Genomic DNA, 22,038 nt, shown 5'->3' with positions numbered 1-22,038 from the left:
AGCCTGTCTCGCACAGTCCGTCCGCCGCGTTCTGGCGCCTGCGGCTTGTCGTTGCGAATCAAGCTCGGCCTCGGCGCGGTGGCTTTGTGCACCAGTACCATTGCGGCCGCTTTGGTTCTGGCCATAGGTATGAATGATGTCTCAAAAAGGCTCAATTCGACCTTAGCAGCAGAACAGCGCATGGCGCTTTATGCCAATCTCTCCACCCGTGCTTCGGCCTTTCTGGTGATCGCCACCGAAGCAATCCAGACCGGCCTGCCATCCGATCAGCGTCTGGATCGCATCACACCTGCAGCGGAAGAAATGAGCGAAGCCTTTGATCTTCTGCGCCGTGAAGTTGCCGCTGCGGTACATGAAGCCCGTGACCGTGGCCTTGATCAACAATCCCGTTTTGCCACCCAATCCCTGGGCCTGGCGCGCATGGAGGCCCTCTTGCAACAGACCCTTACGGGCCTCAGCAGAGAGAGCGCCTCAGCCATAACCCTGCGCGCCCAGCTGGATGGGTTTGCAGGCACGTTTGACCCTCTTCTGAACCAGGCCGTCAATACCGAAGCACAGTTCCGGCGTGAGACGATGGCCAGCATCCAGGACCTACGCGCATCTCTGACGTGGGCCGCCGTTGTGATTGCCTCCCTGTCTGCCTTGGGAACACTCCTGTTCTATGCCGGGCTGATCAGGCCGCAGCTTGCCCGGCTGGAACGATTGCGCGGTGCAGCACAGCAAATCCGCGCTCAGGACTACGCTCTGGCCCTGCCCGACACGCAACAGGACGAGATCGGGCGGCTTTATGCGGAGACCAACCACATGGCGGCCGCGCTTGCCGCCCGGCAGGCGGATGTGTCTGCAGAATGGGGTCGGCTGAACGACACGATTGAGACCCGCACCCAAGAGCTGCGCCATGCCAACCAGCGGCTGGAAGAGATCAACGAGAACAGGAAACGGTTCTTTGCCGATGTCAGCCACGAGTTGCGCACCCCCCTGACCGTGATCCTGATGGAGGCCGAGATCGGCAAACGGGCGGCAAAGGCCGACCCCAATACCCTGTGTGCCTTTCAAACCATCGAGACCCGCGCCACGCGCCTTAATCGCCGTATCGACGATCTTTTGCGGGTCGCCCGCTCCGAGGACGGGCAATTGTTACTGGAACCCGCAGCACATGCGTTGCCAGACCTCATTGATGCGGTCAAAGGCGAAACCTGCGCAGAAATAAAGAGCGCCGGAATGGTGCTGCAGATTGATGACGTTCCCAAAGTAAACCTGATATGCGACGCAAACTGGACGCGCCAGGTGCTGGTCGGGGTGATCCGCAACGCCATCCGTCATGCACGATCAGGCGGGCACACGCGGCTCTGCTTCTCGCAGAACCGTCAAGGTTTCATGGTGTCTGTTATCGACAATGGTCCAGGAATATCCAAGGCAGATCAGGCGCGCGTGTTTGACCGTTTTGCCCAGGGTAGCACTGAGAATGACCTGGGTTTTGGCATCGGCCTTGCCCTGGCGTCCTGGGTCATAACGCAACAGGGAGGGCAGATTGCAGTCCAAAGCCCCCTCCCCCCAGACTTGGCCCTCGGCGCGGCGCCGGGCACTGCTGTACAATTTACACTGCCCGTCGCCGACAAACGCCCGGCTTCCTCCCCACAGATCACCGCTCAGGAGATGCAGTAACCCATGGCACCGACTCTTTTGGTCGTGGACGACGACCCGGAAATCACCTCAGCCCTTGCCCGGGGTCTGGCGCTTTTTGGATATGACACGGTCACTGAAAACCAGGCGGACCGGGCATTGGAGCAGCTTGCAGCCCAGACCTTCAACGGGGCCGTCATCGACGTGATGCTGGGGGAAGACAGCGGACTGGACCTTGTCCGCACCGCCCGCGAGCAAGGGGCAACCCTGCCGATACTGATGCTGTCGGCCCTGTCGGACGTGGACCACCGCACGGCCGGATTGGAGGCGGGCGCCGATGACTATGTGGTCAAACCCTTCAGCTTTGACGAGCTGGTCGCCCGCCTGAGGGTTCAGGAACGCCGCGCGCCCGTGGCCCGTCCGGAACCAGCTGAGCTGTTTGAAGCGGACCAGGCCCTGCTGCGAGCCTCACAACGGGTGGAACTGACCGACCGCGAATATGCGTTGCTGTCGACCCTATTGACGGACCCGGCTGCTCCAAAATCCCGCGCAACCCTGTTTGATACGCTTTGGGCCGCCGAAGGCAGCAGCAGCGAAAATGTCGTCGACGTCTATATCGGCTATCTTCGTCGCAAACTGGCAAGCGGTGATTTTGGCTTTCAGATCAAAACGGTGCGCCATCGCGGCTTCTGTCTGGACGGGGTTCCTCCCCGCCACCACCTTGCGGCCGAGGCGCACAGTTCTTTGTGACGGCAAACGGAACTCTTAAGTTATAAGACTGGAAATCTTGCCTGCGGCCAGCAACAGTGGCTTTGGGACAAGCGATCCATGACAGAGGTGCTCTATCTTTGTCGGGAAACCAAGCAATCCTTTCATTCCCGTCCCGTGTGGGCCCTCTCTCCAAATCGGCCCGCACGGGATTTTCTTATTCCAAAGCCACGGTCACATGCCACGGATCCCTCGGCACAGGAACATAACGGCTGCGCGACAGATGTACCTATCGAGACAGGCCAACTTCGCCGAAAACACCCGGGTAATCGCTGACCAACAAGTGCACTGGAGGCTCATCTTCGTCGACCTCCGCAAAACGTCCAAGGGGCGCGCAAAAGACATTGTCCGTTTCATCGTCATTCACGGTTGAAACTTCGCCAATCAGAACATCACCGCCTTCGCCCCAGAACGCATGCCAATCGCCGGGCCGCAAAGTAACGCTTTGCCCGGGTGCCAAACACAGCTTTTCACCGGCGACATAGTCGCGGCGCATCCCATCGCACCAGACAACACCGCCGCGATCTTCGGCAAAATTCCCATCATCATCCGAGCCATAAAGCTCAACCACCAGCGTCGCACCACCTCGGTTGATAATGTCTTCCGCCTTGATCACATGGGTGTGCATCGGGCTCAGCTGATCCTGACGCGAAATCAATAGCTTTTCGGCATAACACATGCCGGCGCCTTTCTGCAGATCAGACAAAAGACCATTGCGCAGGGTGAACAGGAACAGGCCCGCGATCAAGCACGCATTCGGCGGGCCACCACATCGGGACGTCCAGAAAGCGACAGTTTTGCGTCCCCTCTTCCACCACGGGCAACAATTTTCCCCTTGGACACAACGGCCAATCGCGCGGCCCGCAGGCGCAGAGCCTCAATTGGGCTACCAGCATCCAAGACCACCAAAGAGGCCAGCCCGCCCGTCCTCAGCCCATAGTCCTGCAGGCCCAGGATTGCGGCATTGGTCTCGGTCACCATTGTAAAACACCGCGCCATCTCGTCTGGATGGGTCATCTGGGCCACGTGTAGCCCCATAAAGGCCACGTCCAGCATGTCAGCAGTACCAAGGCTGTACCAGGGATCCAGCACGCAATCCTGCCCCCAGCCCACGCGGATACCCATGGCCTGCATTTCCTTGACCCGCGTCAGACCCCGCCGTTTGGGGAACGTGTCATGACGCCCCTGAAGGACGATATTGATCAACGGATTGGGAATGGCGCTGATCTCTGCCTCGGCCATAAGCGGCAGGAGTTTCGAGACATAGTAATTGTCCATCGAATGCATCGAGGTCAGATGGCTGCCTGCCACCCGCCCCTGCAATCCAAGCCGCGTGGCCTCATAGGCCAGCGTTTCAATATGGCGCGACAGCGGGTCGTCGGTCTCATCACAATGGATATCCACCATCAGGCCCCGGTCCGCCGCGATCTGGCAAAGATCGGTGAGCGAGGCCGCGCCATCCGCCATGGTGCGTTCAAAATGCGGGATGCCGCCCACAACATCCACGCCCATATCCAACGCCCGCAACAGGTTTTCCCGCCCGTTTGGCGCGCGGTACAGGCCATCCTGCGGGAAGGCGACCAGTTGCAGATCCAGATAGTCTTTGACCTTGTCGCGCAGCTCCAACATAGCCGTTACCGTGTTCAGGTGGTCCGGCGTCGTGTCCACATGGCTGCGGATCGCCAATAGGCCCATGGACACCGCCCAATCGCAGTATTTCAGACCGCGCTCGACCATCTCATCCACGGTGGCCAGATCCCGCAGCTCACCCCAAAGGTCGATCCCCTCCAGCAAGGTTCCAGATGCGTTCACCCGCGGCGTGCCATAGGACAGGGTTGCATCCATATGGAAATGCGGGTCCACAAACGGCGGCGACACCAGATCGCCGGTGGCGTCGATCACCTCTGCCGCCTCGGCGGTGATCTGCGGTGCAATCTCCACAATCCGGTCCCCGGCGATGGCAATGTCCTGCACCGAGCCATCCGGCAACGTGCCACCTTTGACCAGAATATCCAGCATCACCGCTCTCCTTTATTGAATGGCACCATCAGCGCCGCAGGCACAGACGCCCGGCGCGACATCAGGACAAGGGCCAGAATGGACAGGATATAGGGCATCATCAAGAAGATCTGATAGGGCACATGCGCGCCAATCCCGGTCTGTTGCAGACGGATCTGAAACGCATCAAAGGCGGCAAAAAGGATCGCGCCCAACAGGGCTTTGCCCGGTCGCCACGCGCCAAAGACCACCAGCGCAATACAGATCCAGCCGCGCCCGTTCACCATGCCGAAAAAGAAACTGTCAAAAGCAGACATGGTCAGAAAGGCGCCGCCCACCGCCATCAAGCCGCTGCCAAAGATCACAGCCCCCATCCGCAGGGCCGCCACCGACAGCCCCTGGGCCGCGACCGAGGCCGGGCTTTCCCCCACTGCACGGATCGCCAGCCCCAAGGGGGTGCGATACAGCCCCCAGGCAAGCGCCCCCGCCAGTCCAAAACCCAGATAGGTCAGTGGCGTCTGCGCAAAAAGCGCAGGCCCGATGACCGGGATCTTGGACAGGATCGGGATCTCATAGACCTGGAACGCCTCGATCTTGGGCGGGGTTGAGACTTCGGGCAGGGCCACGCGATAGGTGTAAAACGTCAGCGAGGTCGCCAGCAGGGTGATGCCAACGCCCACCACATGCTGCGACAGGCCAAACAGCACCGACAGCACGCCGTGCAGCGCGCCAAAGCCCATGCCCGCCACCATCGCAACACCTACACCACCCCACAGAGGCAGGCCCGCCCAGACCGCAATCCAACCGGCAAAGGCACCGGCCACCATGATCCCCTCAATCCCGAGGTTCAAAACCCCGGCGCGTTCACAGATCAGTTCTCCCATCGTGGCAAAGATCAAAGGAGAGGCGATGCGGATGGCAGCGGCCCAGAAGGAGGCCGATAACAGGATTTCCAGAATATCCATCTTCAGTCCCTCCTGACGCGGAATTTAGTCATCAGAATGGCCAGAACCGTCAGCAACAAAGCCGAAGCCAGCATGATATCCGCCAGGTAGCTGGGCACACCAACAGCGCGGCTCATACTGTCGGCCCCGACAAAGATCGCGGCCACAAACAGCGCTGCCCCCACAACGCCCAGCGGGTGCAGCAGCGCAAGCATCGCCACCACAATCCCAGTATAGCCATAGCCCGGTGACAGATCGAGCGTCAGCGCCCCTTTGAGGCCCGCGACCTCGGAAAACCCGGCCAAGGCCGCCAGACCACCAGACAAAAGCGCGGTTTTCAGGATCACCGGATTCACAGGGATACCGGCAAAGCGGGCGGCATGTGCGTTTTGCCCCACCGCACGCATTTCAAACCCCAGTGTGGTATAGCGATCCACCACCCAGATCCCCACTGCCGAAATCAGTGCCAGGGCAAAGCCCCAGTGCAGCCGCAGGCCTTCGACAATCCGGGGCAGCCGCGCTTCGGGCACCAGACGGGCGGATTTCGGCCAGCCCATGCCCATCGGATCTTTCATCGGGCCTTCCAACAGATAGGACACAAAGAGCAGGAAGATAAAGTTGAACAACAGCGTGGTGACGACCTCATCAACGCCCAACCGGGTTTTCAACAGCGCCGGGATCAGCAGCAAAATGCCACCTGCAATAATGGCCACCAGCGCCATCACAGGCAGCAACAGGCCAGCCGGTAGGCCAAGCGCACCGGTACCAAGGAGCACTGTGATCACGGCTCCCATATAAAGCTGCGCCTCAGCCCCGATGTTCCAAAGTTTGGCCCGGAAGGCGACCGACACGGCAAGCCCGGTGAAAATCAACGGCGTGGCGCGGTTCAACGTCTCTAGCAGTGCGAATTTCGAGCCCACAGCGCCCAGGATGATCTGACCGAAGACCTGAAACGGGTTGCCGCCCGCAATCATCGCCAGAAGTGCTGCCACCCCAAAGCTGGCTGCAATGGCCAAGGTCAGAGGCACCACCCGGCGCGCCAGCGTGGGATTTGCAATCGGTTCAAGACGCATGGGCCACATCCTCATCAAAACCGTCACCCGCCATCCATGCCCCAAGACCGGCCGCATCAATCGCGCCCCGTGCAAAACCAGGGCTCAGACGGCCTTCTGAGATGACATGCACCACGTCAGAGAGCTTCATGATCTCGTCCAGATCTTCGGAAATCAGCAGGATCGCCGCGCCCCCGGTGCGGGCTTCTCCCAGTCGCGCATGCACATAATTCACCGCACCAATGTCCAAACCGCGCACAGGCTGGTTGGCCAGGATAATCCTGGGCTCTGTTTCCAGGGCCCGCCCCAGAACCAATTTCTGCATATTGCCACCGGACAGCAGACGGATACGTGTCTCAGGACCGGGGCATCGGATGTCATAAGTCTCAATCAAATGCTCTGCATGGGCCCGCGCGGCACGCCAGTTGATCCAGCCGCGGTTTGAAAAAGTGCTCGCATAACTCTCCAGCATAGCGTTTTCAGTCAGGTCGAAATCGGCAATTGTGCCGGTCTTGTGCCGATCTTCGGGAATACGCGCGATCCCGCGGGCCAGGGCAACGCGCGGGCTCCAGTGCGAAACCTCTGCACCGGCAAGTGTCATCACCCCCGACCTTGGGGTCACAAGACCAGAAATCAGATCGGACAGAGTCGCCTGCCCGTTCCCCGAAACACCCGCCAACCCAGTGATCTGACCCGCATGAAGCGCAAGGGACACATCAGACAATGCGGTTCCGTCCGCCTCTTTTTCCGTACTCACCCGATCAAGCGTCATTAATGCAGGCCCTGCTGGGCGCGTTTTGAACTCAGGGGCTTTGGTTGTCCCGCCGACCATCAGCCTTGCCAATTCCTCACGCGTGGTGTCAGCGGTAGTGCGCTGTGCAACCAGTTTGCCATGGCGCAAAACCACAACCCGGTCTGCAATTGCCATCACCTCATGCAGTTTGTGCGAGATAAACACAACAGACAGCCCCTGCCCCAGCGCCTGGCGCAAAGTGTCAAACAACCCGTCGGCCTCTTGTGGCGTCAGGACTGCTGTTGGCTCATCCAGAATAAGGATCCGCGCCTCACGATAGAGCGCCTTCAGGATCTCTACCCGCTGCCGTTCTCCCACAGTAAGAGATGAGACAATGGCATTCGGGTCCACCACCAGCTTGAACGCTTTGGACAGTTCGCGAATGCGCGCGCGCGCCTGCCGGGCCGCCAGAGAGCGCCCAAACAAAGGCAATGTGCCCAGAACAATGTTCTCCCAGACAGTCAGGTTCTCCGCCAGGGTGAAATGCTGGTGCACCATCCCGACGCCCGCATCCAGAGCCGCACGGGGCGATCCCGGTGGCAGCCGCGCGCCGAAAACCTCGACAAATCCTTCGTCAGCCGCATATTGGCCAAAGAGGATATTCATCAACGTGGTCTTGCCCGCGCCGTTTTCACCCAGCAGGGCCACGACCTCACCCCGCGCCAGGTCCAGGCTGACGGCATCGTTGGCCACCACCTTGCCAAAGCGCTTGGTGATATTGGAAAGACGCAGCACCGGAGGCTGCGCCGATACTGCGTCTGACATATTAAGAGGACTTTGGCTCTTCGTCGTTGATGGTCACAGCAAAAGAGCCGTCTTTGATCGCAGCGGTTTTTGCAGCCACCAGATCCAGCGCCGCCTGCGGGATTTTGCCTTCAAACGTGCCATAAGGAGCCAGCGAACAGCCGCCCGCCTTCATAAAGGAATAGGTCCCATAATCGGCAGCCATGAATGTCCCTGCTTTTACGGCCGCAATCGCCGCATCCAACGTCGGTTCAAAATGCCAAATGGCCGAAGCCACAACCGTGTCCGGGTAATCCGCCTGCGTGTCGATCACATTGCCAATGGCCAGGATGCCCTTCTCCTTTGCCGCGTCCGAAACGCCAAAGCGTTCCGCATAAAGCATATCAGCGCCGTTTTCGATCATCGCATAGGCGGTTTCCTTCGCCTTGGGCGGATCAAACCAGGAGCCGATAAAGGAGACCTGGAACTTGATATCCGGGTTCATCTCTTTGGCACCGGCCATAAAGGCATGCATCAGACGGTTCACCTCGGGGATCGGAAAGCCGCCGACCATGCCGATATTCCCGGATTTGGTCATCGCCCCCGCAATGATGCCAGACAGATAGGATGCATCTTGAATGTAATTATCAAAGACCGACAGGTTTGGAAGGCTGCTGTCTTCCTTGAAAGAGGAGCCCATCAGGAACGCCACATTCGGGTAATCCGCAACCACTTCGCGGGCTTCGGCTTCTGCGCCAAAGATCTCCCCTACAATCAGATCCATACCTTGTTCGGCATATTCACGCATCACGCGCGAATAATCTGTGTTCGCGGTATTCTCAGAATAGGTGTAGGTGATATCACCACGGTCTTGGGCGGCCAGGGCTGCAATGTGAATGCGGCTGACCCACTGCTGTTCCACCGGCACCGTGTAGATACCTGCAACTTTTAAGGGCTCCGCCGCCTTCAACACAGACGGTTTGAGCACCGCCAAGAGGCTGGCCGCAGCACCCGTTCCAAGCAATGTGCGGCGGGTCAAAGCAGAAGGGGTAAGGTTGGTCTTCATCTTGCAGCTCCTTGTTGCTGTCTCTTTCTGGGCAAGAGTGCACTATTTCTTGACCGTTTGGAAAAGTAATCTCTGCTGACACAAAAACTCTGCAAAAATTCGAGGCAGCGTCGCGCGTTTGCTGCCCCTTTAGGCAGGTCCGTCGGGCGCAAACCAAACGGCCATAAACGCACCCGAATCGCGATTCCTTTCAGGTGGCGAAACCCCAACCCAAAGCCTCCCAGATATGGCGTCACTGGATTGCGATCTCACCGTTAGCGCCCCAACAATCTATAGTTGAGCAAATTTCCAACCCCAATCCTGTAAAAAATCCACAACCAACGCCAGCTTTGACAAACAGGCTAACCCACGGAAAACTCCGTGAACTCTGACTTTTTGATAATTAATTTACAAAAGAATGGGTGATATCTGAAACTATCTTCACATTTTTCCCACGCAGTTTCAGTTATTTATTCAGTTATTTTCAGTTTGGCCTATCCTTTTGATAACGATGCACGCTGGAGGGCGTAGCATTCACACATAGCTCTTGGGAGGAGAGATCGCATGTCCGCTGACGCCACAAATGCCACTTTCGCACCGTCGTCCGAGTTCGTAGCGCAGACCAATGTTACCGCAAATGCCTATGACACAATGTACACGGCCTCTGTTTCTGACCCTGAAGGGTTCTGGGGCGAGCAGGCGAAGCGGGTGGATTGGATCAAGCCGTTCACTCAGGTGAAGGATGTCAGCTTTGCGCCGGGCAATGTGTCGATCAACTGGTTTGCTGATGGCACGCTGAATGTGGCCGCCAACTGCATCGATCGCCATCTGGAAACCCGCGGCGATCAGACCGCGATCATCTTTGAACCCGATGATCCAAACGAGGCCGCCCAGCACATCACCTATAAACAGCTGCACACCAACGTCTGCCGCATGGCCAATGTGCTGGAGACCCTGGGCGTGCGCAAAGGTGATCGGGTTGTCCTTTATCTTCCGATGATCCCCGAGGCCGCCTATGCGATGCTGGCCTGTGCGCGCATCGGCGCGATCCATTCGATTGTGTTTGCCGGCTTCTCGCCCGATGCGCTGGCCGCGCGTGTAAACGGATCCGATGCCAAGCTGATCATCACCGCCGATGAAGCCCCACGCGGCGGGCGCAAGACGCCGCTGAAGTCCAATGCCGATGCCGCTTTGCTGCATTGCAAGGAAGACGTCAAATGTCTGGTGGTCAAACGCACCGGTGGTCAGACCACCTGGGTCGACGATCGTGACTTTGATTATAATGAAATGGCGCTGGAGGCGAATGACTACTGCAAACCTGCAGAAATGAACGCCGAAGACCCGCTGTTCATCCTCTATACCTCTGGCTCCACCGGCCAGCCCAAGGGGGTTGTGCACACCACCGGCGGCTATCTGGTCTATGCCGCACTGACCCATGAGGTGACCTTTGATTACCACGACGGCGACGTTTACTGGTGTACGGCGGATGTGGGCTGGGTGACCGGCCACAGCTATATCGTCTATGGGCCGCTCGCCAATGGGGCCACCACGCTGATGTTCGAAGGGGTGCCCACCTACCCGGATGCGGGTCGTTTCTGGGCGGTGTGTGAAAAGCACAAGGTCAACCAATTCTATACCGCGCCCACCGCCATTCGCGCGCTGATGGGGCAAGGCACGGAATTTGTTGAGAAATACGACCTTTCCGATCTCAAGGTCCTGGGCACCGTGGGAGAGCCGATCAATCCCGAGGCCTGGAACTGGTACAATGATGTGGTTGGCAAAGGCCGCTGCCCGATTGTCGACACCTGGTGGCAGACCGAGACCGGCGGCCATCTGATGACACCGCTGCCCGGCGCCCATGCCACCAAACCCGGCGCTGCGATGAAGCCGTTTTTCGGCGTGCAGCCGGTGGTTCTGGATCCGCAATCGGGTGAAGAAATCTCCGGCAATGATGTCGAGGGCGTTCTATGCATGAAAGACAGCTGGCCCGGTCAGATGCGCACCGTCTGGGGCGATCACGACCGGTTTGAGAAGACCTACTTTTCGGATTACAAAAACTACTACTTCACCGGTGACGGCTGCCGCCGCGACGCGGATGGCGATTACTGGATCACGGGCCGTGTGGATGATGTGATCAATGTCTCGGGCCACCGCATGGGCACGGCCGAGGTCGAAAGCGCGCTGGTTGCGCACGCCGCCGTGGCCGAGGCCGCCGTGGTCGGCTACCCGCATGAGATCAAGGGTCAGGGCATTTACTGCTATGTCACGCTGATGAATGACCGCGAACCCTCCGAGGAGCTCTACAAGGAACTCCGCACCTGGGTGCGCACCGAAATCGGCCCGATTGCCAGCCCGGATGTGATCCAATGGGCGCCGGGCCTGCCCAAAACCCGCTCCGGCAAAATCATGCGCCGCATCTTGCGCAAAATCGCCGAAAACGACTTCGGATCCCTCGGCGACACATCAACACTCGCAGACCCTTCCGTCGTCGACGACCTCATCAAAAACCGCGCTGGTTCTTAAAGGGAGAAAGATCATGATGGACGGAAATGTCATTACACGCCCGGCAGTTTTGATTTTACTGGGCCCTCCGGGTGCTGGCAAAGGCACCCAAGCCCGCCGATTGGAAGAGAAATTTGGCCTGGTGCAGCTCAGCACCGGGGATCTGCTGCGCGCCGCTGTGGCCGCCGGCACCGAGGCTGGCCAGCAGGCCAAAGCCGTGATGGAAGCGGGTGGCCTGGTCTCGGATGAGATTGTGATCAATATCCTGCGGGACCGCCTGGCCGAAGACAACTGCCAGCAAGGCGTCATCCTGGATGGCTTCCCACGCACCACGGTTCAGGCCGAGGCGCTGGATGGGCTGCTGGACGAAACCGGCCAGTACATCAACGCCGCCATCAGTCTGGATGTGAACGATGCGGCGATGGTGGAACGGATCTCGGGCCGCTACACATGTGCAGGCTGCGGCGAGGGCTATCACGACAGTTTCAAAAAGCCCAAGATCGCAAACACCTGCGACAACTGCGGCGGTACAGAAATGAAGCGCCGTGCTGACGACAAGGCTGAAACAGTTGCCAGCCGCCTGGAAGCCTATCACGCGCAAACCGCACCATTGGTGAGCTATTACCGGACCAAAGGGGTTCTGGCCTCGGTCGACGCCATGGGTGGGATTGATGAAATCACCACCGCACTTGGCGACATCGTCACCAAATCATTGTGAGTTCTGCCGCCCGGCTGAGACACCGCCAGCCGGGCGGCACGCCCCATTTTATCCTGTGTTTGTGGGAAGCGGGGGGCAAGACGTGGCCCAGGAGGTCACGCAATTAGGGAGAGGGTGTTTCGGGAGGACAATCGAAACACCCATGTATGGAGGAAAGGAGACCCGCTATGACGGATCAATCCACACATGCGACGGGAACCAGCGAGTCTGACAAGACCTACTGGCAAGCCAACCTGCGCATTATCTATGTGAGCCTCGCCATCTGGGCGTTGGTTTCATTTGGCTTTGGCATTCTGCTGCGTCCGCTTCTGGCGGGTATTTCTGTTGGTGGCACCGATCTGGGCTTTTGGTTCGCCCAGCAAGGCTCCATCCTGGTCTTTCTCGGCCTGATTTTCTTTTACGCCTGGCGCATGAACTCGCTGGATCGTGAACACGGCGTGGAAGAGGAGTAATCACGATGGATCAGTTTGTTATCAACCTGCTGTTTGTGGGCGCATCCTTCGCGCTGTACATCGGCATCGCGATCTGGGCCCGCGCGGGGTCCACATCTGAATTCTACGCTGCGGGTCGCGGCGTTCACCCGGTTACAAACGGTATGGCGACAGCGGCGGACTGGATGTCTGCGGCCTCGTTTATCTCTATGGCGGGTCTGATTGCCTTCACCGGCTATGACAACTCCACCTTCCTGATGGGGTGGACCGGTGGTTATGTTCTGCTGGCGCTGCTGCTTGCACCTTACCTGCGCAAGTTCGGCAAATTCACCGTGTCCGAGTTCATCGGCGACCGTTTCTACAGCCCGACTGCACGTGTTGTTGCGGTGATCTGTCTGATCGTTGCTTCGACCACCTATGTGATTGGTCAGATGACCGGTGTTGGCGTGGCCTTTGGTCGCTTCCTTGAGGTTTCCAACACCACTGGTCTGCTGATCGGTGCCTGTGTGGTCTTTGCCTACGCAGTGTTTGGCGGCATGAAAGGTGTGACGTACACCCAGGTGGCACAATACTGCGTTCTGATCATGGCCTACACCATCCCGGCCGTTTTCATCTCGCTGCAGCTGACCGGCACGCCGATCCCGGCCTTGGGTCTGTTTGGCGAACACGCCGCATCAGGTGAACCGCTGCTGGCGAAACTGGACGCGATTGTGACCGAGCTGGGCTTTAACGAATACACCGCCCACCACTCTGACACCTTCAACATGGTGCTGTTCACCCTGTCGCTGATGATCGGTACAGCGGGTCTGCCGCATGTGATCATGCGCTTCTTTACCGTTCCGCGTGTTGCGGATGCGCGCTGGTCTGCGGGCTGGACCCTCGTGTTCATCGCCCTGCTGTACCTCACCGCTCCGGCTGTTGGTGCAATGGCCCGTCTGAACATCACGGAAATGATGTGGCCCAATGGTGGCATCGACGGTGGCGCCGTAACCGTTCAGCAGATCGAAAACGATCCGCAGTACGACTGGATGGCGACCTGGCAGAAAACCGGCCTTCTGGCATGGGAAGACAAAAACGGCGATGGTGCGATCCAGTACTATAACGACAAGAACGCCGATATGACCGCAGTGGCCGAAGCAAACGGCTGGGCGGGCAACGAGCTGACCAAGTTCAACCGCGACATCCTGGTTCTGGCCAACCCTGAAATCGCCAACCTGCCCAGCTGGGTGATCGGTCTGGTGGCTGCAGGTGGTCTGGCGGCGGCACTGTCCACAGCTGCGGGTCTGCTGCTTGCCATCTCCTCAGCGGTGAGCCACGACCTGATCAAGGGCTCCATCAATCCGAATATCTCGGAAAAAGGCGAACTGCTGTCGGCGCGAATTGCCATGGCTGTGGCCATCGCGGTTGCAACCTACCTGGGCCTCAACCCTCCGGGCTTTGCGGCGCAAACCGTGGCCTTGGCGTTTGGTCTTGCGGCGGCCTCGATCTTCCCGGCGCTGATGATGGGGATCTTCTCGACCCGCATCAACAACACCGGCGCGGTTGCAGGCATGATTGCAGGTCTGACGGTTACACTGCTCTACATCTTCCTGCACAAAGGCTGGTTCTTCATTCCTGACACCAACAGCTTCACCGATGCTGATCCGCTGTTGGGCACTGTGAAATCCACCTCCTTTGGTGCAATTGGTGCAGCAGTGAACTTTGCGGTTGCCTTCGTTGTCGCGGGCATGACCAAAGAGACCCCGCAAAACATCAAGGAACTGGTCGAAAGCGTTCGCGTACCTCGCGGTGCCGGCGCCGCTCAGGACCACTAAAACCATGCAGGTTGGGCTGAAAACATCGCAGTCCAACCTTGCACACTCCGGTCCTGCTCGGCTCCTCCCAGCCGGGCAGGGCTTTTCGCATTCAAAGGGTGTCTGACATGGCATTAACCACAGAACAGATCACGCAGTTCCTGAAGTCGGTGCACCCCTATGACTCGCTTGAACCGGAGGCACTTGGAGCTCTGGCTCAGTGTTTTTCCGCAAAGAGATACGCCGCTGACAGCTGGATCTATGAGTTCGACAAGCCCGCGCCCGGCCTTTTTCTGATCTACGAAGGCGCTGTGGAGGTGACCGACGGCAATGGAGCCGTTGTCTCTCATCTGGGGCTGCGCAACTCCTTTGGCGAACGCGGGCTTTTACGCGACGGCATTGCCGTGACCAGCGCCCGCGCTGAAGAAGACAGCCTGATCCTGCTTCTACCCCCCGCCGATTTCGAACACTTCCTGTCCGCCAGCGCTGCTGCACGCAATTTTTTTGACCGATCGCGGGCTGAGAAGACAACCAGCCAGACCCTGGCCAACAGCCGCGTGCAGGATCTGATGGCGACCGAACCCAAAACATGTTCAGCAGATGACAGCGTGCATACCGCCGCAAAGATGATGCGGGAACATCGGATTTCATCCCTTTGTGTGGGCAACGGACGCCAGTTGCTTGGCATTCTGACCACCAAGGATATGACCAACAAAGTTGTCGCCGAAGGCCTGTCGCCGGAAACGCCTGTGGGCGCGATCATGGCGCGCGATCCGCTGACGCTGCCGCCCACCGCGCTTGGATCAGACGTTTTGCACCTGATGATCAGCCGCCGGATCGGCCATGTGCCAATTGTGGAAAACGGCACGCTGGTTGGGATGATAACCCAGACGGACCTGACCCGGTTTCAAGCCGTCACCTCGGCCGAACTCTTGCATCACATCGCCGACGCAGACACGGCAGAGCAGATGGCCGAGGTCACCGCCCGTATCCCATCCCTGTTGGTGCATCTGGTCGGCGCCGGAAACCGGCATGAAGTTGTCACCCGCTTGATCACGGATGTCGCCGACGCCGTGACGCTGCGCCTGCTGGAGCTGGCAGAGGCCCAACTCGGCCCCGCGCCGGTTCCCTATCTTTGGCTGGCCTGCGGATCACAAGGGCGGCGCGAACAGACCGGAGTGAGCGATCAGGACAATTGCCTCATCCTGCACAATGATGTCCGCGACACGGACATGACGTATTTTCAAACCCTGGCGAAATTCGTCAGCGACGGACTGAACACCTGTGGCTATGTCTATTGCCCGGGCGGTATGATGGCCACCAATGCGCGCTGGTGTCAGCCACTGGACGTGTGGCGCGGTTACTTTCAGGCTTGGATCAACAAACCAGACCCGGAGGCACAGATGCTTGCCTCTGTCATGTTCGATTTGCGGGCCATTGCGGGCGACCGCAGCCTCTTTTCCGACCTTCAGGAGCGCACATTGGACGCGGCGCGCAAGAATTCAATCTTTGTGGCACACATGGTGTCAAACTCATTGAAACATATGCCACCGCTTGGCCTGTTGCGGGGTTTGGCGACAATCCGGTCCGGTGAGCACAAGAACCGGCTTGATCTCAAACACAATGGCGTTGTGCCTGTGGTCGATCTGGCGCGGATCTATGCGCTGCAAGGCACGTTGACATCCGTCAACACCCGTGCGCGACTGGAAGAGGCCGCGCATGCAGGCGGGCTCAGCGCATCCGGCGCGCATGATCTGCTGGACGCCTATGATATGATCGCGGAAACCCGGCTGCAGCATCAGGCCAGCTTGATCAAACAAGGAAAGAAGCCTGACAATTATCTCAGGCCGGCTGAACTGTCGGATCTGGAGCGCAGCCATCTGCGCGACGCATTTGTGGTGGTGAAAACCATGCAATCCGCCGTTGGTCAGGGCCGCGGCGTATTAAGTTAAGGGAAGCGCCACCCCGGCGCTTTTGGGAGGAAGAAAATGTTTCTGGAACTGCTTGCAACGATCCTGGCCGGTGTTGGCGGCGCGGGTGTTATGATGCTTTTGAACAAGCTCACCGGCAGCCGCTTGCCCCGTTGGTTAACCCCTGTCGCCGCCGGTGCTGCGATGATCGGGGTTACGATCTCAAATGAATACAGCTGGTACAGCCGCACCTCTGCCAGCCTGCCCGAAGGTATGGTGATCGCAGAAACCGTTGAAAACAAAGCGCTCTACCGCCCCTGGACCATGGCGTTCCCCTATGTTGACCGTTTTGTCGCCGTGGATGAACCCAACCTGCGCACCCATAGCGATCATCCCGGCCTGGTTCTGGGCGATCTCTATTTCTATGGCCGCTGGTCCAGTGTTCACAAACTGCCGGTGCTGGCCGATTGCCCGGCCCGCAGACGGGCTGCGCTGGCGGATGGTATTGAATTCAACGCTGACGGCAGCGTGACCGGGGCGGACTGGGTTGCCTCCCCATCCGAAGACGCCGTCCTGGATGCCTTGTGCGGAGGGGACCATGCTGCATGATCTGAGCCTGCGCACCCGCGTTCTGCTGTTCTTTGTCTTGATCGCGGCTGCAGGGGTTGCGGCGGTGGCTGTCGGATTGGTTCTGGGCATCAGGCACGCCGCGGACGGCAGTCAGATCAGCGCCTTTACCTATGCCGGAGTTATTGCAAGTCTTGGCATTCTGGGTGTCACCGCAGGGGTCTGGTTGCTGTTTGACGAAAACATCGCCAAACCGATTGAGCGCCTGTCGGCTGAGATGCGCAGCCGGGCGCATGCGGGTGTTTCCTCCTCCATCGAAACCGATCAGGCGCGCTATTTGGGTGATCTCGCCCCCGCAGCCCGCGCCATCACCGAACAGCTGTCCCAAAACACCTGCGTTGCCGCGCGCGCCGTGGCCGATGCCACACATCATCTGGCATCAGATCGAGAACGGCTCAAAACACTGCTGACTGATATCCCATTGGCGATTGTTCTTGTAAACCCGGCCCATCAGATCACGCTGTACGATGGGCAGGCCGCCAATGTGCTTGGACAGATCCATGCGCCGCGTCTGAATGCGTCAATCTTTGACTATTTCGCCAAAGACCAGCTGTTAAAAGCGGTTGAGCAATTGCAGCTCAACCGGGATGCGGTGTCGACCACCCTGCGCGGCGCGCAGGGCAACCTGGATATTGACGTGCGCCTGATCCCACTCAGCCGGGGTGATGGCTATATGATGATCCTGGACGACGCCCATGCTCTGATCGGCTCAGAAGACGCCCGGCCTCTGATTTTTGATTTTGAGCTGACAACAGCACGGGCGCCCTCCAAGCCGATGAAGATCCGCCCGCTGAATGATCTGAATTTTGTGGTGTTCGACACCGAAACAACCGGCCTGATGCCCCACAAGGATGACGTCGTTCAATTGGGAGCTGTGCGGGTGGTGAACGGACGCATCGTGTCCGGCGAAGAGATGGATACACTGGTCAATCCGGGGCGCGCCATTCCACCAGCCTCCACCAAGGTGCACGGGATTACGGACAAGATGGTTATGAATGCGCCGGACCCCAAATCCGTTACGCAGCAGTTTCACAAATTTGCGCAAGACGCGGTGATCGTGGCCCATAACGCGCCCTTTGATATGGCCTTTATGCGCCGCTATGGGAATGCAAACAGCCTCACCTGGGATCAACCGATTCTGGACACGGTGCTGTTATCGGCGATCCTATTCGGGGCCAGCGCGCCCCATACGCTGGATGCGCTGTGCGACCGCCTTGATGTCACCATCCCGCAAGCCTTGCGCCATACGGCCCTGGGAGACGCACATGCCACCGCCGAAGTCTTGTGCAAGATGTTGCCAATGCTGCAATCGCGCGGCCTGAAGACATTTGACCATATTGTGACGGAAACGCGCAAGCATGGAAAGTTGCTGGAAGATTTGAACTGACTCCCCAAATCGCGGGGCATTCCGTCGCGGCAACTCATTATTTTAGGGAATTTTTAATGTTGCACTCCGGACCTTTCTTTCGTTAAAGGCCCCGCATACCGGTCGCAGCCTACCCGGTTATCAAAACAAGGGTCTAAACATGAAAACTATCGTTGTCTGCTCGGGCGGAATGGATTCCGTCGCGCTGGCCCATATTGTGGCCCAAGAGCACGAACTTACCCGGCTGGTGTCCTTTGACTACGGCCAACGCCATCGCAAAGAACTGGACTATGCCGCCAAAGCTGCCAAACGCCTTGGCGTGGCCCATGATATTATCGACATGCGCGGGATTGGTGCGGCGCTCACGGGGTCAGCCCTGACCGATGATATTGACGTGCCAGACGGGCATTACGCGGAAGAGACCATGAAGGTCACCGTGGTTCCGAACCGCAATGCGATCATGCTGACCATCGCGTTTGGAATTGCTGCCGCCAAGGGCGATGACGCAGTGGCCACAGCCGTTCACGGTGGCGATCACTTCATCTATCCCGACTGCCGCCCCGCCTTTACCGAGGCGTTTAACACCATGCAGGCGGCCGCATTGGATGGCTATGCCAATGTCCAGCTGTTCACGCCGTTTGTGCATAAATCAAAGGCCGACATCGCTACGGATGGAACGGCTGTGAACACCCCCTTTGCCGAGACCTGGTCCTGTTACAAGGGCGGCACGCATCACTGCGGGCGCTGTGGCACCTGTGTCGAACGACGTGAAGCCTTTCATCTGGCCGGTCTGGAAGATCCCACGGTCTATGAGGATCCGGACTTCTGGCGCACGGCCATCGACACCGTCACCGGTCAGGAGGCCGATTAATGTATCGTATCGCCAAGGAGTTCCAATTCTCCGCCTCTCACAATCTGACAACGCTGGAAGACGGCCACCCCTGCAAACGCGTTCACGGGCACAACTATGTTGTCACCGTGGAACTGTCAGCAGCCGAACTGAACGAACACGGGTTCGTACGCGAATACCGCGATCTTGACCTGCTGAAAAACTATATCGACGAATGTTTTGACCACCGTCACCTGAACGATGTGCTCGCCAGGCCCACGTCCGAGGTTTTGGCCAAACATTTCTTTGACTGGTGCAAGGAATACTGGCCCGAGATTTGTGCCGTGCGGATCGCAGAAACACCCAAGATCTGGGCGGAATACCGACCATGACCCTGCGTATTGCCGAGATTTTCGGACCCACAATTCAGGGCGAAGGCGCCTTGATCGGGGAGCCAACCGTTTTCATTCGCGCCGGCGGCTGCGATTTTCGGTGCAGCTGGTGCGACAGCATGCATGCGGTCGACAGCGCCTTTCGCCATTCCTGGGCAGCCATGACCCCCGGCGATATCTGGGCCAGGGTCAAGCACCTGTCTGGCGGCAAACCCCTGACCGTTTCAATCAGCGGCGGCAACCCGGCAATTCAGGACTTTGCCCCGGTGATCGAAATGGGCAAGGCCGAAGGCTATCGTTTTGCCTGCGAAACCCAGGGCTCCATCGCCAAACACTGGTTTGCCGAGCTGGACACGCTGGTTCTTTCTCCCAAACCCCCTTCAAGCGGCGAAAGCGAGGATTGGGTTGCATTTGAAAGCTGTTTGGAAGCAGCCGGGCTGGCGCCAAAAACCGTGCTGAAGATCGTGGTTTTTGACGAGGATGATTATGCATGGTCGCGCGCCGTTGCAGACCGTTACCCGGAAATGCCACTGTTTCTGCAACCCGGCAACCCGACATCAGACCCGGAACACGCTGTAACCGCACAAGACAACCTCAAACGCCTGCTATGGCTTGTTGAGAAAACCGCCGCAGATTTCTGGTTTGAACCGCGTATTCTTCCCCAGCTCCATGTCCTCCTGTGGGGCAACAAACGGGGCGTCTGATCCAAGGAACCCAAGATGACTGACAGTATCTACAGCAATCTGAAACAGCTGGGCGGTGACACGGTTATGCCTGCCTCCCCCGAAGAGGCAGAGCTGGAGCGCGTACAGAACCCACAGGCGGATGTGCTTTATAATGTACGCTTTACTGCCCCCGAGTTCACATCGCTTTGCCCGATGACGGGGCAGCCGGATTTTGCACATCTGATGATCGATTATGTCCCCGGTGACTGGTTGGTGGAAAGCAAATCGCTCAAACTGTTTTTGGGCTCGTTTCGCAACCATGGAGCCTTTCACGAGGACTGCACCGTATCCATCGCGCGTCGACTGGTGACGTTTCTGGAGCCCAAATGGCTGCGCATCGGTGGCTACTGGTATCCGCGGGGTGGCATTCCGATTGATGTCTTCTGGCAGACCGGCGAAATGCCCCAAGGCGTCTGGATCCCGGATCAGGGCGTTCCACCCTATCGCGGTCGCGGCTGAACTCCGCGCGTGCCGACCTAGGCACGCACCACTTTTTGCGTCTGGGTGCCAAGGCCTGTGACACCCAGATGCACGACCTCTCCCCCTTGCAGATAAACGGGCGGTTTCTGCCCCATGCCAACGCCCGCAGGTGTTCCTGTTGAAATCACGTCACCGGGTTCAAGGCTCATAAACTGGCTGCAATAAGACACCAAAGTTGGCACATCAAAGACCATATTGGCGGTGGTACCGTCCTGATACCGCACGCCGTCCACCTCAAGCCAGAGAGACAGGTTGCCGGGGTCTGGCACTTCATCCTGCGTGACCAACCAGGGGCCAAGCGGGCCAAAACTGTCGTGCCCCTTGCCCTTGTCCCAGGTGCCCCCCCGATTCAACTGGAAATCACGCTCTGACACGTCGTTGATGACACAGAACCCGGCGACATGATCCATCGCGTCGCCTTGCGCGATGTAACGGCCACCCTGCCCGATCACCACGCCAAGCTCGACCTCCCAATCCGTCTTTTCCGCCCCACGCGGGATTTCAATCGCATCATCAGGTCCCGAAATGGCTGAGGTCCATTTGCCAAAGATCACGGGTTCCTTTGGCAGCGGCAGATCAGATTCCGCCGCGTGATCAGCATAGTTGAGACCGATGCAGATGAATTTACCCACCGCACCGACGCAGGCCCCCAATCGCAGATCATCCTGGGGCAGGCCCGGAACCAATGGCAGTGACAAAGGATCAATCTCAGCCAGGCGGGAAAGCATATCGGGCAGCAGTGCCGCGCCGGAAACATCAGGGATCACATGCGACACATCTCGCACCCGCCCTGCACCATCCAAGATCCCCGGCTGTTCGGCACCTTTGGCACCGTATCGAACAAGTTTCATGCCTGTTTCTCCCTATTTGATGGGAAGAAAACCCGCTGAACCGGCGAAACACAAGCCCGCTGTTAGCTCTGCGCGATTGACGTCGGGAAATAGCGATCGACCAGAGATAAAAGCTCGGCCGGGGTGACCGGTTTGTGAAGACATTCATCCACGGCAAAGGTGCTTTTTATCACCCCATCCAACTGCACGGACTGATCTGTTACGCCAATGATCGGAATCTCGCGGACTTCGGATTTTTCGTCGCTACGAATGCTGTGCACAGTATCATCGCTCGCTGCCTCACACAGCTGCACGTTCAAAATAATCATGGCAAACCGCGATGGATGTGCACGCAACCGCAACAGCCCTTCACCACATGACCGCGCTGTTTCGACCTGAACATCCAGCGCACGGGCAATCTCGCGCATCATAAACCGTGCGGTTGCGTCTTCTTCTATCATGAGGATTGTTTGGGATCTCAACGTCTTT

Annotated in this window: 20 protein-coding genes and 1 pseudogene; 13 read left to right on the top strand and 8 right to left on the bottom strand. The window is 58.5% G+C overall.

Annotated features, from left to right (window positions below):
• Window positions 1-45 precede the first annotated feature (45 nt).
• Both ACXAEW_RS21375 and ACXAEW_RS21370 read left to right on the top strand, forming a co-directional pair.
• Window positions 46-1,665 carry a sensor histidine kinase gene (locus ACXAEW_RS21375; protein ID WP_474943364.1) on the top strand — a complete coding sequence of 540 codons (1,620 nt, stop codon included), beginning with the start codon at window positions 46-48 and terminating at the stop codon, window positions 1,663-1,665.
• Between the two features lie 3 nt (window positions 1,666-1,668).
• Complete coding sequence (locus ACXAEW_RS21370) at window positions 1,669-2,373, top strand: response regulator transcription factor (protein WP_474943363.1); 705 nt, start codon at window positions 1,669-1,671, stop codon at window positions 2,371-2,373.
• A gap of 247 nt (window positions 2,374-2,620) precedes the next feature.
• Here the strand turns inward: ACXAEW_RS21370 and ACXAEW_RS21365 are convergent.
• The 6 genes and pseudogenes from ACXAEW_RS21365 to ACXAEW_RS21340 all read right to left on the bottom strand — a co-directional run.
• Window positions 2,621-3,130 (bottom strand): annotated as a pseudogene (locus ACXAEW_RS21365) (D-lyxose/D-mannose family sugar isomerase); the annotation flags it as partial.
• Between the two features lie 5 nt (window positions 3,131-3,135).
• Window positions 3,136-4,410: an amidohydrolase family protein gene (locus ACXAEW_RS21360; protein ID WP_474943362.1), complete on the bottom strand. Its 1,275-nt coding sequence runs from the start codon at window positions 4,408-4,410 to the stop codon at window positions 3,136-3,138.
• Entirely contained in the window at window positions 4,410-5,354 is a 945-nt protein-coding gene (locus tag ACXAEW_RS21355) for an ABC transporter permease (RefSeq protein ID WP_474943361.1), read from the bottom strand. The genes ACXAEW_RS21360 and ACXAEW_RS21355 overlap by 1 nt, the downstream gene beginning before the upstream one ends.
• A 2-nt stretch (window positions 5,355-5,356) precedes the next feature.
• A complete protein-coding gene (locus tag ACXAEW_RS21350; RefSeq protein WP_474943360.1) occupies window positions 5,357-6,406 on the bottom strand; it encodes an ABC transporter permease in 1,050 nt (349 codons plus the stop codon).
• Window positions 6,396-7,943 (bottom strand): ABC transporter ATP-binding protein, encoded by a 1,548-nt coding sequence (locus tag ACXAEW_RS21345; protein WP_474943359.1) that lies wholly within the window; start codon window positions 7,941-7,943, stop codon window positions 6,396-6,398. Before ACXAEW_RS21345 ends, ACXAEW_RS21350 begins: the two co-directional genes overlap by 11 nt.
• A gap of 1 nt (window position 7,944) precedes the next feature.
• The gene (locus ACXAEW_RS21340; RefSeq protein WP_474943358.1) at window positions 7,945-8,967 is read right to left on the bottom strand and encodes a BMP family protein; all 1,023 of its coding nucleotides are present in this window, start codon (window positions 8,965-8,967) and stop codon (window positions 7,945-7,947) included.
• A 543-nt stretch (window positions 8,968-9,510) separates the two neighbouring features.
• Between ACXAEW_RS21340 and acs the strand changes: the two genes are divergently transcribed.
• The 11 genes from acs (at window position 9,511) to queF (ending at window position 20,698) form a co-directional block, all read left to right on the top strand.
• Window positions 9,511-11,469 carry an acetate--CoA ligase gene (gene acs, locus ACXAEW_RS21335; RefSeq protein WP_474943357.1) on the top strand — a complete coding sequence of 653 codons (1,959 nt, stop codon included), beginning with the start codon at window positions 9,511-9,513 and terminating at the stop codon, window positions 11,467-11,469.
• A gap of 16 nt (window positions 11,470-11,485) precedes the next feature.
• On the top strand, window positions 11,486-12,166 hold the full coding sequence (locus ACXAEW_RS21330; RefSeq protein WP_474943445.1) for an adenylate kinase: 681 nt from the start codon (window positions 11,486-11,488) through the stop codon (window positions 12,164-12,166).
• Between the two features lie 167 nt (window positions 12,167-12,333).
• The gene (locus ACXAEW_RS21325; protein WP_474943356.1) at window positions 12,334-12,618 is read left to right on the top strand and encodes a DUF4212 domain-containing protein; all 285 of its coding nucleotides are present in this window, start codon (window positions 12,334-12,336) and stop codon (window positions 12,616-12,618) included.
• A gap of 5 nt (window positions 12,619-12,623) precedes the next feature.
• A complete protein-coding gene (locus ACXAEW_RS21320; RefSeq protein WP_474943355.1) occupies window positions 12,624-14,411 on the top strand; it encodes a sodium:solute symporter family protein in 1,788 nt (595 codons plus the stop codon).
• A 107-nt stretch (window positions 14,412-14,518) separates the two neighbouring features.
• A complete protein-coding gene (locus tag ACXAEW_RS21315; RefSeq protein ID WP_474943354.1) occupies window positions 14,519-16,342 on the top strand; it encodes a putative nucleotidyltransferase substrate binding domain-containing protein in 1,824 nt (607 codons plus the stop codon).
• 36 nt (window positions 16,343-16,378) lie between these two features.
• Window positions 16,379-16,909, top strand: coding sequence for a hypothetical protein (locus ACXAEW_RS21310; RefSeq protein WP_474943353.1), 531 nt, complete (start codon window positions 16,379-16,381; stop codon window positions 16,907-16,909).
• On the top strand, window positions 16,899-18,314 hold the full coding sequence (locus ACXAEW_RS21305) for a 3'-5' exonuclease (RefSeq protein ID WP_474943352.1): 1,416 nt from the start codon (window positions 16,899-16,901) through the stop codon (window positions 18,312-18,314). The genes ACXAEW_RS21310 and ACXAEW_RS21305 overlap by 11 nt, the downstream gene beginning before the upstream one ends.
• Before the next feature lie 139 nt (window positions 18,315-18,453).
• Complete coding sequence (gene queC / locus ACXAEW_RS21300; RefSeq protein WP_474943351.1) at window positions 18,454-19,164, top strand: 7-cyano-7-deazaguanine synthase QueC; 711 nt, start codon at window positions 18,454-18,456, stop codon at window positions 19,162-19,164.
• Window positions 19,164-19,514 (top strand): 6-pyruvoyl trahydropterin synthase family protein, encoded by a 351-nt coding sequence (locus tag ACXAEW_RS21295; protein ID WP_474943350.1) that lies wholly within the window; start codon window positions 19,164-19,166, stop codon window positions 19,512-19,514. The genes queC and ACXAEW_RS21295 overlap by 1 nt, the downstream gene beginning before the upstream one ends.
• Window positions 19,511-20,218, top strand: coding sequence for a 7-carboxy-7-deazaguanine synthase QueE (queE, locus tag ACXAEW_RS21290; protein WP_474943349.1), 708 nt, complete (start codon window positions 19,511-19,513; stop codon window positions 20,216-20,218). The genes ACXAEW_RS21295 and queE overlap by 4 nt, the downstream gene beginning before the upstream one ends.
• Before the next feature lie 15 nt (window positions 20,219-20,233).
• Window positions 20,234-20,698, top strand: coding sequence for a preQ(1) synthase (gene queF / locus ACXAEW_RS21285; protein ID WP_474943348.1), 465 nt, complete (start codon window positions 20,234-20,236; stop codon window positions 20,696-20,698).
• Window positions 20,699-20,715: 17 nt separating this feature from the next.
• Here the strand turns inward: queF and ACXAEW_RS21280 are convergent, their stop codons facing one another.
• Entirely contained in the window at window positions 20,716-21,570 is an 855-nt protein-coding gene (locus tag ACXAEW_RS21280) for a fumarylacetoacetate hydrolase family protein (protein WP_474943347.1), read from the bottom strand.
• A 62-nt stretch (window positions 21,571-21,632) separates the two neighbouring features.
• Window positions 21,633-22,010: a response regulator gene (locus ACXAEW_RS21275; RefSeq protein WP_474943346.1), complete on the bottom strand. Its 378-nt coding sequence runs from the start codon at window positions 22,008-22,010 to the stop codon at window positions 21,633-21,635.
• Window positions 22,011-22,038 lie beyond the last annotated feature (28 nt).

The organism is Epibacterium sp. ABZ3_068, assembly GCF_056159265.1.
Note: the sequence above shows the minus strand (reverse complement) of the source record. Positions and strands in the feature narration are given on the sequence as shown.